This is a genomic window from Ignavibacteriota bacterium (assembly GCA_016708125.1).
GTDB lineage: Bacteria > Bacteroidota > Ignavibacteria > Ignavibacteriales > Melioribacteraceae.
The window spans coordinates 2,641,990-2,656,529 of the sequence record JADJGF010000001.1 but is presented as its reverse complement, the minus strand read 5'-3'; the positions used below and the strand labels follow the sequence as shown (position 1 = coordinate 2,656,529).

Annotated in this window: 9 protein-coding genes; 5 read left to right on the top strand and 4 right to left on the bottom strand. The window is 27.9% G+C overall.

From position 1 onward, the window contains the following. Nucleotides 1-250: 250 nt before the first annotated feature. Complete coding sequence (locus IPH62_11620; protein ID MBK7105921.1) at nucleotides 251-481, bottom strand: hypothetical protein; 231 nt, start codon at nucleotides 479-481, stop codon at nucleotides 251-253. 57 nt (nucleotides 482-538) lie between these two features. Between IPH62_11620 and IPH62_11615 the strand changes: the two genes are divergently transcribed. The 5 genes from IPH62_11615 (at nucleotide 539) to IPH62_11595 (ending at nucleotide 11,785) form a co-directional block, all read left to right on the top strand. Further along, entirely contained in the window at nucleotides 539-1,816 is a 1,278-nt protein-coding gene (locus tag IPH62_11615; protein ID MBK7105920.1) for a hypothetical protein, read from the top strand. Between the two features lie 413 nt (nucleotides 1,817-2,229). After that, nucleotides 2,230-4,656 (top strand): cation transporter, encoded by a 2,427-nt coding sequence (locus IPH62_11610; GenBank protein MBK7105919.1) that lies wholly within the window; start codon nucleotides 2,230-2,232, stop codon nucleotides 4,654-4,656. A gap of 55 nt (nucleotides 4,657-4,711) precedes the next feature. Further along, nucleotides 4,712-9,871, top strand: coding sequence for an AAA family ATPase (locus tag IPH62_11605; protein MBK7105918.1), 5,160 nt, complete (start codon nucleotides 4,712-4,714; stop codon nucleotides 9,869-9,871). Nucleotides 9,872-10,344: 473 nt separating this feature from the next. Next, the gene (locus IPH62_11600; protein ID MBK7105917.1) at nucleotides 10,345-11,322 is read left to right on the top strand and encodes a zinc dependent phospholipase C family protein; all 978 of its coding nucleotides are present in this window, start codon (nucleotides 10,345-10,347) and stop codon (nucleotides 11,320-11,322) included. A gap of 1 nt (nucleotide 11,323) precedes the next feature. Then, the gene (locus IPH62_11595) at nucleotides 11,324-11,785 is read left to right on the top strand and encodes a hypothetical protein (protein ID MBK7105916.1); all 462 of its coding nucleotides are present in this window, start codon (nucleotides 11,324-11,326) and stop codon (nucleotides 11,783-11,785) included. Here the strand turns inward: IPH62_11595 and IPH62_11590 are convergent. The 3 genes from IPH62_11590 to IPH62_11580 form a co-directional block, all read right to left on the bottom strand. Next, on the bottom strand, nucleotides 11,782-12,870 hold the full coding sequence (locus IPH62_11590) for an orc1/cdc6 family replication initiation protein (GenBank protein MBK7105915.1): 1,089 nt from the start codon (nucleotides 12,868-12,870) through the stop codon (nucleotides 11,782-11,784). The two genes, IPH62_11595 and IPH62_11590, sit on opposite strands and share 4 nt — an antisense overlap. Before the next feature lie 79 nt (nucleotides 12,871-12,949). Next, on the bottom strand, nucleotides 12,950-13,846 hold the full coding sequence (locus tag IPH62_11585; GenBank protein ID MBK7105914.1) for a nucleotidyl transferase AbiEii/AbiGii toxin family protein: 897 nt from the start codon (nucleotides 13,844-13,846) through the stop codon (nucleotides 12,950-12,952). Further along, the gene (locus IPH62_11580; protein MBK7105913.1) at nucleotides 13,843-14,439 is read right to left on the bottom strand and encodes a type IV toxin-antitoxin system AbiEi family antitoxin domain-containing protein; all 597 of its coding nucleotides are present in this window, start codon (nucleotides 14,437-14,439) and stop codon (nucleotides 13,843-13,845) included. Before IPH62_11580 ends, IPH62_11585 begins: the two co-directional genes overlap by 4 nt. Nucleotides 14,440-14,540: the final 101 nt, after the last annotated feature.

Sequence of the window (14,540 nt, the reverse complement as noted above, 5' to 3'; positions counted from 1 at the left end):
AAATGTTTAATTGAATTGAATCAGCTAAATTAAAGTGAATTGGATTGTAGACTTGTACAACATTGAAAATTTCAAATATATTTAAAAACTTTTGTTGGAGAAATGAGTTTTTTGTATTTAAGTCATTTGATTTAATTGAAGAGTCAAAAGTTAAAGGAATTATATTTATTGGTTATTTCAAGTACTATGTAGCATTATGATGGAAATGGATTTAATGCTAAAGAATTGTTACTTTCCTGTAAATTTTAAGTTATTCATGGTATTTTTTATAATTTTCTTTCCTTATCGGGCACATACAGAATTTGCTATCACCATATTTTGCAAAATAATTGCATTTTCTGTTTTGATATGTTATGAATAAAAGTTCATTGTCAATACTTTTTTCAATATAACAGCAGTGATTTTCCTTTTCAAGGCAAGCATATTTAATATCGCATTTATCTTCACTTTTAATAATTAAATTATTATCTTTTTTAATCATAATTTATATTAATATAAAATAGAAATATTTATATACTTGAACGATTTTAGGTCTCTGATGATCGTCAATAAATATTTCATAATTGGTTCTTTTATAATTTTTTCAATCTTAATAAACTCGTCATTCGCTAGTGGTAATTTACTCACAGAAATACTCTCCCCTTTTGAAACAACCAACTTTTCAGAAATTTATGATTCCTATTCTTCAATAATTGATTTTATTATATACGTAATACTTTTTGTTGGTCTCTCTCAAGTAACTATTGGTAAAATCTTCGACTCCAGAGGCGGTAAAGCTATGGTTGTTGCTATTGGCTTGGTGCTGGCAATAGGATTAGTTATAAGCGAATCTATTATAGGTTTTAATTTACGATCCTTTGGCCCTTTAGCAGCAACCATCTTTATCTTCTTAGTCGGATTTGTAATTTACCACGGTATTAAATCTACCGGTATGGAAGCAATTGGAGCAATTTCAATATCTCTTGTTGTAACTTATTTTTCTATTAGATCTATTGCTCCAAGTTACTTTGACTGGATGAAAGATAATGAGTACATGGGATGGCTGCATTCTGTTATTTTAATTGCTGTGGTAATATCTATTTATAAGATTATTAAGCTATTCTTCTCTAACAAAGATGAACCTTCTGAATCTGAAAAAAAATCTCCTAAAAATCTCAAAAATATTATCTCCAAACCCACTGAATTTATAAGCCAAGTTAAAGAAGAAAAGGAAGAAGAAAATTTTATTAAAAAGAAATTGGCAATTATTACCAATGAAACCGGGAAAGACTCAAAACAACTAATTGAAGATTTCCAAAACTTAAAAAAAATCATCACGGAATTTAAGGATTCCGAAAAAGGTCAATTCTTAATTGCAGAAAAAATAAAAGCAATAATTCCAAAGGAAAGACAAATTAGTTCAAAAATACTATCACTTAGAGAAATGGTAAGAAAAGTATCAGATTTTGATATCAAGAATTTTGAAAATCTACAACAAGAATTTAAAAACTTACCTCCGGAAGAAAAAACAAAAATCGAAAAACAACTAAGAATTGAGTGGAAAAAATTAGATATCGAAAAACAACTGCTAAATCTTGAATTAGCAGTAAACAAATACGATCAACTCGTAAAATATCATCTAGATTTACTATACGAATCCCTTAAAGCAAACAATATCAATAATGCAATAACACAAATTAATGAAGCAATAAAATTTGAAAAAAATCTACACTCTGCAGTAAATCAAATTGAACACTTAGAAAAACAACTTACGAGATTTACGAAAAAAGGGATAAAGGATTTGGAAAAATTTAATAAATATAAAGATGTTGCTTAATTTTTCTCTACTCTTTTTTACTTATTTTCACTTGTTTATTAGGGGGCATTACATCTTTAATTAATTGATCATTTATATAATAACGCATTTGCAATTTTTTATTTATAATTTTTATTGTTTTAAAGAGCGTGGAGTTAATTCGTAAAAATAGCTATAATAATTGCAGATGTCTGTCCACTGTCTAGTGGTAAAACAATTTTTACAAACGATTATATTTTGGAAATTCAGTTGATGTATAAACTCTGCACACTTTTAAAAAGTTTCAACTATAAATATCTTAATATATTTTATAATTTTAAATTTGAATATTCGATTTTCTATTTACAATGTCGACCTAGAATTATAGAGTTTATAAATATAGTAAGATAAAAAAAATTTACTCATATTAGTTAAATTTTAAAATTGTAAATCATATGAATAAAAAGACTTTAAAAGAGGAAATATTAATTTCTATAGTAGTAGTTGGTAGCTACTTTTTAAAAGCGTCAGTTAAACTTATAACAGGATTAATATACTCTATCCCTCCATTAATTGCTGATGGACTACATGGATTAATAGATATAGCTGAACATGGTTTTTTAGTTTTAGGTGGAAAATTTTCACGGAAATCTGCCAAAGATAAATATCCGATAGATCGCCAACCTTTATTAGATTTGTTGGGAATGATAATTTTTGGTGGACTTTTAATTTTTGGATTATCACTTGTTGTACAAGCAATTCAAGTATTAATTGGTTCCTTACTCTATTTTGGATGGATGGATAAAAGTATCGCAAATTGGATAATTTCTGAGAATAAAGCCCAAATAATATCAATTAAAACTGAATATTTATTAATTGCAAGTTTTGTCATGTTTTTTTCATTTTTATTAAGTGAATTTGTTTTTCGATACGAGAATAGATTTGCTGAAAAAACTCATCGCTCAGAATTAAAAGCAGATGCAATGGAATTAAGGGGTGATGGTTTGTTAGAATTAAGTTTGGGAATAAGTTTAATAATTACATGGGGTTTAAACTTACTTCTCAAAAATAGTTACGAGAACTCACATTTAGATGCAATTTCTGCCATTTTTATGGGATTTATCACAATTGGTCTTGGAGTTTACCTTATTAAAATAGCTATTCCAGAATTCTATGAAAATTATAAAAATTTAATGAATCAAGCTATAAAACAAGAAAAAAGAACAAAATTAGAAAATGAAATTGAAAAGCGATTACCGGAACACTGCAACATAATTAAACCCATCGTCGGTTACCATAGAGGTGACCAACTATTTATAAAAGGTCATATTCAAATTGATAGAAATCTTATGCAATCATCTGATGTTATTATTTCAAATTGTGAAAAACTATCTAAAGTTATCTTATCAGAACCTGGAAAGGATATATTCACTCAATTTAGTCCCATTTTTAATTGGTCAGAGAAGATAATTATTGAAGATTTAAATATCATATTAACATCTATTTTCAATGTTGACGTTAACTCATCTTACGCTGAAGCATTTAGATCAATGAAGCTTGGTAAATTAAATGAGGCATTGAATCAGATAAAGTCAAGTAATAATTATAAAAAAAATGAAGAATTGTTATCAATATTTATTTTGGGTGAATGCCATCTTCAAATGTTTGGAGTAAGTGACTCAAAAACAATTGAAATAGCAAGTAAAATTGAGAATAAACTTTTAACTAATGATAACGAAATTTATAATTCAATATTCTTAGCATGGCTTCTTATATATTATACTAAACTATCCCAATTTGATAAACATATCAAAGACTCATTAATAAGCCTTGCAAATGATATTGAAAAACTTTTGAATAACAATAATCAGCCAGATTATGTGATGGCCGAACTATATTTTTCTTTAGGTTTTTTTTGGGAAAGACGTTTTGACTATGATCTCAATAAATGTAGACAGTTATACAAAAAATCAGAATTTTATTATTCAAAAAGTGGAATCAGATCAGAAATAGATAGACTTGTAAATACATTAGGACATCTTGAAACCCTTTTGTATTCTTTAGGAGATGCTGAATTACATTTGAATTTAGCAAATGAAATTCGGGAAATTAAACAAGATAAATTAGGATTAGCTTATACCTATGTTAGTCTAGGTGATTTACGTGTGAAAATGGGATTATTCGATGAGGCACTTTTTTATTATGAAGAAGATATAAAACTACTTATTGAATTGAATTTTAATCATTTAATTCCTTCACTAAATGTAAAGAAAGGTGAGTTATTAATTAGGAAGGGAGTGATAGAAAAAGATACAGATAATATTTGGATAGGAATAAATTTGTGTAAAGACTCAAAGAACAAACTTTCGGATCCTTTCTTTGCTAAGAAGGGGATAATCAAAGGATATCTGTGTTTATTGACATTAGATGATAGTAGTGTAGCGCGGAAAGTGTATATAAATGAAATAACAAATTATTTAAATTCATTAGAACCGAAAAATTCTTACCAAGAAGCATTCTACAATAGACTAAAAGGTAGATACGACGGAATGATTGGGAATTGTGAAAATGCAAAAAGTTTATTGCAAAAATCTTCGGAATCGTTTCACAAAATGAGAGATCCATTATTTAATATATTCAACGGAATCCAAGAGATTGTAAGTTTAGTAGAAGTTGATAAATGGGAACTTTATAGTAGAAATAATAAATCAGTAAACTCTATTAAAAATCTTGAAGATTATCTTCAATCACTTGGTGGCTTACTTGGGGGTGCAAAGATTACCATAACTGAATTAGTTGAAGGTGTAATTGAGACAAAAAATAAAACCAAAGAAGAACTAATAAAAAAAATTGATTTACTAATATGGCACCTTGAGGGATAAGGTAAAAATAACAAGTTAATTAAGAGGTAATAATTAATTAGCAAATGAGTAGAATATGAATCATCCCCAAATTAGCAATATTATAGAGTTGTATAATTCAGAAAGCCAACCATTTCGAAGAATACATCGCCAAATAGACATTTTTGAGTCAATATTAAAGACCCATACGGCAGTCATAGTTTCCGACTACTTTAGACACAAAAAAGTATCTGAACGAATTAAAGGATTACTGGTTGAGGGTTTAAGAGTACCTTCTTTAGGTACATGGCAGTACTTCAGCAGACAAATCATCAAAGAAATGAAAAAGAATAAATATGAGACTTTCATTCCGGAATTCATAACATACTTTACAATATGGGACAAAAAAAATGTTGATAATGTTATCAGTTTGAGAAATAAATATGCTCATGGAGCAACACCCAATGACCAAGAATGTGAAAAAGATTTAGAAATAATGAATCCAATACTAGAAGATTGGCTTTCAGCAGAATGGTTAAATAAAACTCAGTTAGAATTAAGCAATGAAGGACAAGGTAAACAAACAGCTAATCATGTATATTTAGTAAGAGACGATGGAGAAAAGCTAGACTTATTTCCAATTTTGTATAATAGAAAAATGGTCAAAGATGAAAACAAGTATTTAATGAAGTATGTCTTTTTCAACGACTTGAAAAGAAAGAAGGAAGTAGGTTTTCTAAATTACGCAGAGGCAGTACATATAAGAGATAAAGAAATCTATGAAGAATTTCAAAGTGTATTAAACACCGACGCTTGGAAATTAAAAACAACTAAAGAATTCAAAGAAAGGATTGAAGAGTTAACTGAAGTATTTAAAGGTAGAATACAAGAAAGAAAACAAATTAAAGAATGGATAAATAAAAATGATAAAGGCTATCTATTCTTGTACGGTAATCCAGGAGTTGGAAAAAGTGCACTTTTAGCTCAAATTTTCAAGGAGATAAAATCAGAAATAAAAAGCAATGTATTGTTAATTGATTACTTTATAAAGAGAGGAACAGATTATTCAAAACCGGGCGAAATGCTAGATTATCTAAATAAAAGACTTGAAGGAGAATTTAAGACCGGAATTGACCCGGGTGTAACAAATGATGAAAAGAAGAAGAAATTAGAAGAACGACTAAGAAGAATAAGTAAAATGGAAAAAAGAGTAAAGGTGCTAATATTTATTGATGGATTAGATGAGGGAAATGAGAATGAAATAATTAACTACATAATAAATGATACCTACAAGGATGTATTAATAGTTTATGGAAGCCGATGGACTCGAGAAGTTGAAAACTTCTACAACAGACAGTCAGTGGACTATAAGAAAAAAGAAAAGATTAAAGGGCTAAAAGCAGAAGATATTAGGGCAATCTTATATGAAGTAACAGACAAATACGCCATCAACCAAGAACAAGTTGAAGAGATATTAAAGAAATCAGAAGGAAATCCATTATATCTCAAAATGCTAACTCTAGCAATAGAAGAAGGAGAAATAAAATTAAAGGATGGAATAAAACTACCAACAAAAATAGACGAATTTTATAAACTCTTCATCGAAAGATATTCAATGTTCAAGGATGGAGATTACATCTTAAGAAGCTTATATACATTTGCTGCAGCTAAGGACTATTTAACACAACATCAGTTAGAGATAATATTAGGGTATGGGCCAGCAACATCAGAAAGAGTCATAACAGCCTTGCAAGAAGTGCTTATGGATAATCCATCAACAGAAGAGAAAAAATATCAATTATTTCATGAAAGTATGCGAGAGTACTTAACAAAAGAGAAAAAGTTGGATATTAGACAATGTGAATTAAAAATATTAGACTTTTGTAGAAAGTGGAAGGAATTCAAGGTTAAGGAAGATCTATTGTATCCATTAAAAAATTATTCAGTACACTTATATAACCAAAATGAGAAAGAAGAATTATTTGAGTTAATAATAAATCAAGAATATCAGAAGAAGCAGATTGAAGTAACAGAACAATACGAAGCTGGGTTTCAAGCAGTTGAACTAGGCTTAAGAGCATGGGAGGGCGACTCATATAAACTGATAGAGATAGGAATAGAAGCTGCAAGACTAAATTTGAGTTCAAATAATAGTCTAGAACAGATAAAGAGATGGATAAAAGAAGGAGGAGAACAAAACTATAGAAAAGCTTTAGAAAGGATAAAGAACTACGAAGTGAAAGATCGAGTAATCTTATACTTTAAACTTTTGAATAGAGCAGCAGATAAAGAAAGAAATGAAGTAGTAGAGTTAATAATTAATGATATGGAAGAAAACTTACCTAAAGATAATTCATTGCTAGATATAGAAAGAGTATTACCTTTGGGTTATATTATATTGGTTATATCAAAATTGGATGAATCTTATTGGGGTTTTATCATAGAAAAAGTAGAACCATCTAATTTTTACGAATTTAATAGTTTATTAAAAGATAATTTCAATTATCAATTTTTTAAACTGTTATCGTTATTTACTGAGAAAACCAATGGTAAAGATAAAGTTAAATTATTTATTGCAGCTTCTAAGTTACAATTCCGAGAGGGTAATTATGAAGAGGCTGATTTCATTCTGGAATCAGCAATTAATATTACAGAAAAAATTGAATATAATTTTACTAAAAATAACTGTTTAGAAGAGATTTCAAGTGAATTGTTAAATCAAAAAAGAATTGAAAAATCACTTGAAATTGCAGAAAATATTGAAGACTCCCTTCTAAAATCTTTAGCATTAGAAAAAGTGGTTATACATTTCCTTGATCATGCTAGAATTGAAGAAGCAATAAATATCTTAGATAAGATAGATGATGAATTGTGCATCTCCAGGATTATGATAAAATACTCTAATCTACTTTTTAATGAAGGGAAATTCGATGAATCCAAAGAAATTTTAGAAAACGCTATTGAAATTACAAGCAATACAAAAAATGAATATGAAAAATTTGAAACCTACTTAGCAATTAGTCGAGAGTTATTTTTACAAGGGCAAGAAGAAGCTAGTGAAAATATCATTGACAATTTTGCAAATGAAAAAGAGAAATCACTGGCGTTGAAAGATAATGTATTGACTCTGCTTAGGCGAGGTAAATCTGTAGAATCAGAAAAATATATAGGAAATATATCAGATTATTATCTTAAATCCTTAACACTAACAAAATTAGCTGAGGATTTATTTAATACTGATCAATTAAGTTTGGCAGAAGTGATGCTAGAAGATGCAATAACGGCAGCAGAAAGTATAGAACATTATAACGAGAAAGATTTAGCAATTTATAATATTATCATTGAGTTTTTAAGACAAGGAAAAGTTGAAGAATCAATAAAGCTAGAAAAAAGAATTAATGATGCAGGTTTAAAATTTGATTTATTAGTTGAAATAATTACCGAATTATTTTGTAATGAAGATATAAATAAGGCCTTAGAGATTTTGGAATATCTTAAGGAAAATTGTTTTGGATATAAATATTCAAGAGTAATTTCTGAAAAAATATTTAAAAAGGGTAAAATCTGGTCGACAGAACTATTTTTAGAAAAATCCATAAAAATAGTTGATAAAATTAAAATTGAGCATCTTCATGATTTAATTGAAAAGATATCATTTGTATTATGCAAACAAGGGAAAGTAAAAGAAGTTTTAAATTTAGTGGTTAAAAGTAGATTTGATGATTTCACTTTATTTAGAATATTGAATGGAGTTTTTGAAAGTGGGAAAATAGAAAATTCAATAAGTGTGATTCAATATATATTAGAAAATAATTTTAAAGATGATATTGTAATTTATGACATATGCTTACTCTTATTAAAACATGGATTATTTGATGAAGTGCTGAAGTTTATAAACAAGACAGAAATTGTTGTTTTTAAGTTGGAAATTTTAACGTGCTTTACTGATGAATTACTAAATCAAAAAACAATTGAACAATGCTTTAAATATTTAAAATATTCAAAAGATAAGTTTTTTAATTATATACTATTATTACGAATTTCTGAAGTATATTTCAAATTAGGAAATGACTTAGAATCAAAAAAAGTATTCAATGAGACTCTGATAAATATTTTTCAGATTGATGATGAGTTTGATAAATCAAGTTTATTAATTCTAGTCTGTGAGGAACTTTTTAAACAAGGAAAGTTAAATGAATCACTTGAATATCTTGAGTTGATTGAAAATGAATTTAAAAAATCTGAAATACTACATGAAATTTCTTGTAAATTATACAGCCGTGGAGACATTATACTTGCTTTAGATATTTTCAATAAAATTAAAGATGATTATTGGAAATCTATTTCCTTAATAAAGTTTTCCGGAATAATGTTCAGTAAAGGCGAGATAAGTAAATCTGATTCAAATTATGATGAGGCAATTAAAATAATTAATAGTAGTGAAAACGAAGGGGAATATAAATCCGGTAAATTAAGTAGTATAGCATTAGAATTGGCAAAGCAAGGTAATATTAGAAAGGTTTTCAATGTCATTGATATGATTGGATACTTTCCTAACAAAGTTGAATTATTTAGTGAAATTGCCATTGAGCTATCAAAACAGGAAAGAATTGATGAAGCATTTGTTTTTATTAAAATGATTGGAAATGATTCTAACGAACATCACATTATTAAGAATATGGCTATTGAATTTACAAAGCATGGTCAATTTAATCTGGCAATGAATCTTTTTGATTTATCACAAGATAGCCTTACCACTTTAGCAATAGCTGAAGGCATAATTAACTTTTTGGAATTAGATTTAGTTGTAAGAAACGGAACATTGATCATAGACAGAATTCAATCTACTATTTTAAAAAATGAAATCAATAATTTAATAGCATTAAGACTGCTTAAAAATTTTGAAATTGATGCACTTTCAATCCTTCCAATGTATTTTTCAAGATTTTATAAGAACTTAGGTTATCTTTCTAATTTATTAGTTGGCGGATTGTTGTGTATTCTATCAAATAACAAAATAATGAATTTCAAAGATGAAGCACTACTTAAAAAACTGAATGAAGTTATTGAAATTTCAGATTGGCTAGATGGGGATAATGAAAAGGAGTTTAATTACACAAATTATGCTGAATGGATTAATGATATTAAAGATGAAGATAATAAAGATCAAATTATGCTTTGGGCTAGAAAAGTTAAAAAGGGTAAAATGACTGAGGAGGTATTTATAACAAATGTAACTCAGTTAATAAAAAACTAAATTTTATAGAGTGTAAAGTTTTTTGTAAATAGGAAATTTAGATATTAAAAATCATCAAATCTATCCTTAAAATAAACTGAAAAGTTGAATAAAAAAAAGCCCAATTTTGAACCGTTAGCAAGGCAGAGGAATAGTCTATTTTTTTGACTCTGTATTTAACTTTGATACAATTTGGCAAGAAATTGAGCAAGAAAGACCTCCAAGTTATAATTATTTTTGTCCGGATTGTTGCGGTGTGGAAACTTAAGGGTGCTGAGTTTATACGTAAAATTATCAGTACTAACTCTGACTATCAGTTCATTTTTAAGTAGTAACATATTATTAAATGATTATCAAGATATTTGGCAACTACATAACGTATAAACCCTACACACTCAATGAATTTAAATATATTTAGTATTTTAATGTTTTATTGACAATATTAAATAATTAAGTTAATTTATGATTTTATTGACTTAGATATGTTTTAATTTATGCCAAGTGGAATAACTCATATTTTATTAGCAAAAAATACACTTTTGCAAGATCTTCCTCCAAATCTTAGGCTGGTATTGCAATCCGGAATGGACTTTTTTCAAATCGGGTCTGTGGCTCCGGATTTACCTTATGCGAGTATAGCAGACGATGATTTTTTCTTTACAACAGAAAGTGATTTAGCTGATAAATTCCACTATGAAAAAACTTACCAATTACCAATTTATGCACTGGATAAATTGAATAAAAATAAATCTAAACTAACAAAAAAACAGATTAGATATGCATTCTGCTTTTTTGTTGGATACATTGCTCATATTGTAGCCGATGGCATTATTCATCCTTTTATAAGGGATATGGTCGGAGATTACCACGAACATCAAGAGGAACACAGAGTTCTTGAAATGAAATTAGACGTGCTTTTATATGATTATCTTACTGAATCAAGTGGATCTGCACTTAATCTAAATAACACAAATTTACATGATCAGTTACTAAACCCAACGTTTCTTCCAGAAATAAATATAGTGTTGGATTATTTTATCAAAATGATTGAAAAAACTTATAATAAAAAGTATTCTAATAATGATATTCTAGGATGGATAAATGGGTTACATAGAATGTTCGGAATTGCTGAAGGAGAACATCCATTTATTTATAAAATAATCGGAATTATTGATGTATTTCTTTTTAAAGATTATAGTGAACTTCGAGCAAATAAGGATATGTATTTAGTTTTAACAAAACCGGTAGACCGGGATTTAAATTTTCTCAAAAAACCAAAAATCATTTATTTTGATGATATATTACCTCATTATTATTCACGTTTAATCCCTATTTTGAAGAAATCATTTAACTACATTTATTTGAATGGGGAACCGATTACTGAGTTAGATATCCCGGGAATTGATTTGGATACTGGTAGGCCATTAGCTTCTAATAATGATCTTGACTTAATTCCTTCATTTTGGGTTTAGAATGAAAAAATATTTATTCTTTGTTTTATTGGTATTTAGTTTAGGGAGTTGTTGTACAACTATAAATTACCTTACTATCGATGATGAATTTTTAGTAGATCTATCATCCGAAAACAATAAAATATCAGCTGATTTATTATTAGATGAATTCGATGGTAGTCTTGACAGTTTAACCTACCAATTCTATTTAGAATATATCAAAATATATCATGGATATTCTTCTGAATATTTGTATGAAAGAATAAATTTAGCTGACGATGTTTTATTTCAACCTTATAGTCAAGGATTTATAATAATTCTTCGATATTTAAAGTTAAACAAAATTATTATTGACGATTCTTTTACACCTTTTCATGATCAAGTAATTGAAAATATTGATTCAAATTTATCACTTGATGATGTTTACAATGAATTTGTTAAAATATATTCTCGCCAAAAAAATGATCCCAAAATGAAACCTTAATTATATCTCAATTTGTAAACATGATGCACAATTTTCTCATTGCACAGAATTGTAATTCTATTTGCATATGTTTTATTTACTTTGGTTGAGAGCATCATAATTAGCCCTAATGATTGAAGATATGATAATTGATTATAAAAATGTACATAGGAGCACGCTTGCTCCCGATTGCTCCTTGCCAAATCCACATAACTCATATGAACCTTTTTTGCAAACTTATCAACAATCTGACAAGCGGCTTTGAGAATAAGAAGATTAGTATCCGAAAGATCTCCAATCAGATCAACATAGATGTCCCGTCTGGCATTTTCAAAACATTGCTCTATTTTCTCTTCGCCTTTGGTTGCCCAATAAAATAAAGATTTAAGTGCAACCCTTACATCCGAATTTGCTTCTCTTACTGTATAAGCTGATATTTTTGAATTTATTCCATCTTCAATTGTTTTTAAGCCGGTTTTTGTTCTTTCATTTAGAATTTTTTCTATTTCATCGGCATCATAATTTCGAAAGTGAATTAACTCGGGTTGAAGTGTTGATTTTACACTTTGATCAATTTCATTTAAAAATCTGGGATCATTACTTAACATTAAAATCATATAGTTTCTGTTATCTCTTGAAAGAAAATACAGTAATTCCCTTTGCCGTTCTTTTGGAGCCCATAAATGAACTTCATCAAGTATGATTATTGTTTTTGAATTATACTTTTCTCTAAACCGGTTGTATAATTCAGAAAGAGATAAACCTCTTGAACTTACATTTAATAAATGCGCAAGAATTTTAAAAGAAGTAGAATAATATCTAACATTTGCATACAAAATATTTAGCGAAGATTCTTCACTAAAAATCTGTTCCAAATATTTTATCATTAATGTTTTACCGCTTCCACGTGATCCAAAAATAACCTGGTTAACCGGAATGTTTGTTTTTTCATACTTTAGAAAAGCATCAATAATCTGCTTGGTTTCTTCTCGTATCAGTGGATTTTCCGGAACATAGTTAAAATCAAAAATTGTATAGTCTGAAATCTTACTTGACTGGCTATTTATGTGTTCTCTTTTTTCCAACAAATATGACTTTATATCCATAACCTAATCACGTATAAACTCCACTTAACGTATTAATCGAACTACTAGTATATAAATATTTTGGTTGAGGGAGATCTGATTAGTTCCAGATTGCTTTTGGAGGATTCCATGTTTTACTTTTAGAATTTACATTACATGCCGGTTCAATAAACTTTTTTATAATGTCAACAACAGAAGAAAAACCAATTTCATCCTTTAATTCACTTCTGTCGATGAAGGATTTCCACTGTTCAATTTTTATTTTATCTTCTTTAAATTTTTCTTCAAAAATGTATTTTGAATCTTCAATATTTGTTGATCTATTTTCAAAAGTAATTTTTATCGCTTGGCTTAGCTTTAAGAGATCAAATTCATTTTTACTTGCAATAAAATAAATGTCGTAAAAATCTTTCATTCTACTTGTTTGAAGCTGTAATGATACAATCGCTTCAAACTTTTCTGCAATTGCTGTCTCAAGCGAATATACTTTTAATTTGGGAATTGGCATATCAAGCATTGTTGGATATTCAATTTCAATTGGTCCATTAGTAATTTTATCTCCAAACCCAATATCAATTTGTATTCTGTCTTTTATTGTCCCAAGTTTTGCATTTATTTTTACTCTAACTCCATGATAATCCCCTTCTTCAACAATATTTTCTACTTCAATATTATTTTGGTCAAACTTAAGTCCATCCTCACAGTCAATTACGGTAATGGTTTTAATGATGCTTTTAATATCTTTTGCATTGTTAGATATTTTATTCCCCAAGAAATCAATATCTCTTGTTGGTCTTGATCTGCTTATGTTATATGCTAAAAAAAGTAGTGCACCTTTAAGAATTAAATTTTCAGAAAAGGCAGATTTTGATAATCGATACAAAAATCTTTCTTGAATATATTGTCTTAGTACTTTGTTAAAATCCTTTCCAGAAGTTGTAGAAATATTTTTAAGTTTTTCTTTAACAGAAATGGGAATATTTTTTATCTGCTTCATTTCAACATTCCCTTAAGTAAAGGTTGAATTTTCTTAGCTACATTATTTTTTTCAGCATACTCAAGTAGTTTTGGGATGCTTCTCAATTTCTTATTACTGATATACGTTTTTAGGGATTCAATTGCTATATCTTCACCAACCTTTTTTTGATATCTAAATAGATCACAAATAGTTTTTTCCTTATTATAAACTTTAAATGATCCGTTTTTTGTTTTAATTATTTCAATTCCATCCGGATAATACTTATCTGCATAGTAGAAAACCTTTACCGGAGGAAAATCAATACTAAATTTATCTGTACTATGCGGGACAGCTACATTTATTTGATTTGGGTTAAATGTATTAAGTTCCCAATGTGAAGCTGCAGACAGTAGACAAATAACGGCATTTCTATTGGCTTTACAAATATCAATAAAACTCTCAAATTCATCCCAAGGATAGTTATTAAGTTTATATAGCCCAGGTTTAATTTTCTCAAGTATTCCTGTATCTACAGCCTTTTTTATAGTACGTGTATGAATTCTTTTTTTTTTCAAATCAATCATACGGGCATAACCTTTATGATCTTTAAATATTTTAATTAGCTCATCCATATTTATCCTTGGTTCTATTACAAGGCAAATATAATAAAATTGCCTTGAAATCGAACCAATAATTGTTTTCTTTCAGATAATATTTTCATTAAAAATCATTT

Excerpts from the sequence above, each read along its gene's own strand:
- IPH62_11620 (MBK7105921.1), bottom strand. The coding sequence starts at position 481 with ATGATTAAAAAAGATAATAATTTAATTATTAAAAGTGAAGATAAATGC.
- IPH62_11615 (MBK7105920.1), top strand. The coding sequence starts at position 539 with ATGATCGTCAATAAATATTTCATAATTGGTTCTTTTATAATTTTTTCA.
- IPH62_11610 (MBK7105919.1), top strand. The coding sequence starts at position 2,230 with ATGAATAAAAAGACTTTAAAAGAGGAAATATTAATTTCTATAGTAGTA.
- IPH62_11605 (MBK7105918.1), top strand. The coding sequence starts at position 4,712 with ATGAATCATCCCCAAATTAGCAATATTATAGAGTTGTATAATTCAGAA.
- IPH62_11600 (MBK7105917.1), top strand. The coding sequence starts at position 10,345 with ATGCCAAGTGGAATAACTCATATTTTATTAGCAAAAAATACACTTTTG.
- IPH62_11595 (MBK7105916.1), top strand. The coding sequence starts at position 11,324 with ATGAAAAAATATTTATTCTTTGTTTTATTGGTATTTAGTTTAGGGAGT.
- IPH62_11590 (MBK7105915.1), bottom strand. The coding sequence starts at position 12,870 with ATGGATATAAAGTCATATTTGTTGGAAAAAAGAGAACACATAAATAGC.
- IPH62_11585 (MBK7105914.1), bottom strand. The coding sequence starts at position 13,846 with ATGAAGCAGATAAAAAATATTCCCATTTCTGTTAAAGAAAAACTTAAA.
- IPH62_11580 (MBK7105913.1), bottom strand. The coding sequence starts at position 14,439 with ATGGATGAGCTAATTAAAATATTTAAAGATCATAAAGGTTATGCCCGT.